The sequence below is a fragment of the Herbiconiux daphne genome (assembly GCF_024979295.1).
GTDB lineage: Bacteria > Actinomycetota > Actinomycetes > Actinomycetales > Microbacteriaceae > Herbiconiux > Herbiconiux daphnes.
This window is the reverse complement of the sequence record NZ_JANLCJ010000098.1, coordinates 1-1,361: the sequence shown is the minus strand read 5'-3', so window position 1 is coordinate 1,361 and position 1,361 is coordinate 1. Positions and strand designations below refer to the sequence as shown.

The 1,361-nt window shown below is 40.6% G+C and carries 2 protein-coding genes; both read right to left on the bottom strand.

What is annotated here, in order from left to right:
- The coding region (locus N1032_RS23260; RefSeq protein ID WP_259542720.1) for a hypothetical protein at nt 1-1,177 on the bottom strand (1,177 nt) is incomplete at its 3' end.
- Nucleotides 1,178-1,179: 2 nt separating this feature from the next.
- Nucleotides 1,180-1,361: hypothetical protein (locus N1032_RS23255; protein ID WP_259542719.1), on the bottom strand; the 182-nt coding region annotated here is incomplete at its 5' end.

Genomic DNA, 1,361 nt, shown 5'->3' with positions numbered 1-1,361 from the left:
CAGATTTAAGTTCAGCTTGGTGAGCTTCAGAAGCCTGTTTAGCGGCACGTTGCTCATTTTCTTGGATACCATTGCGAGTAGATTGATATTGCTGTGTAAACTCATTGACAGCAGATTTATCTCCAGCAGGGTATAAGATAGAGGAGAACTTAGTCTCGAACTCAGAAGACATCTGACGCTGTTTAACAGGGTCTGGTTCAGCATCTATTTTAGCTTTCTCATCATAGAACTGCTGATAAAGAGTAGCATTCTGTTGAACTGTAGCAGTAGCAGCTTTGTTTGATGCAGCTGTGAATGTCTCACTACCAATAACATCTTCCATAGGTGTAGGAACACCGTTAAGATTGATATTAGATTTACGAAGTTCTTCAATAACAGCAGCGCCATTAGGCTGATTAGCTAATTCTTGAACAGTATCTTGATAGAATTTAGTCTGACCTTGAACATCATTGATTACACCATTCTTAGTGTAAAGTTCCATTGATGCAAGAATCTGACCAGCTTTAAGTTTAGGGTTGTCATAACCATTAGTATCGTGAACAAGGTTATTCACATTGGTGTATGCACCCATTGTAGCTACATTCTTATCTTGAGTAGACTTCCAACTATTCCAAGTCTCTGATAAATGAACATCAGCATCAACTAAACCATTACCAGCACCTTTTAGAAAATCTTCATCATCTTCTTTCAACCCATAAAGGTCAGAATATTTCTTGAAAGAATCACTTCGTGCTTGACGTAATGCTTCGTGCATTTCATCCAGTGTTTTATATTTATCTTTATCACGTTCAATCATAGCATCAGCATCAAGACGAGCTTGCTGACCAATATCGTGACGTGCTACTTTCTGGGCATAAGGGTTATCTTTCCAGAACATATCCCCTTGATTGACCCAAGTATTAAAATCTTGTTGAGTAATTTTACCTTCAGATAATAGAGCTTTCTGTTTCAGGTAATCATCCTGAGCACTTGCTTGTTTACCTTTATCAATCTCTGTCATAATAGGAGCAGCAGTTCCTACAATCTGGTCAAAGATTTGATGAATAGTAGAAGGTGAGGCTTTACGCTCCTCAATGTTTGCAGCGTGATAATCCAGTCCACTAATACCTGTGTCGTGTCTTGCTGCACCCTGATAGCCCGGAACAGAACTAAGGGCTTGTCCAATTACGCTTGCCATAATTAACCGTTCTCCTGTGCATTAAGTGAGTTAAGACCGCCAGAAATAGCGCCTGACATACCACCTGTTTGACCACCAAAGTAAGTAGCAGCACCAGTCTTAACGGCACCAAGGATACCACCAACAGCTTCCGCTGTGCGATTAGGCATCTGAACTGGAGCCATACCAGCTAACTGAGCTTTGG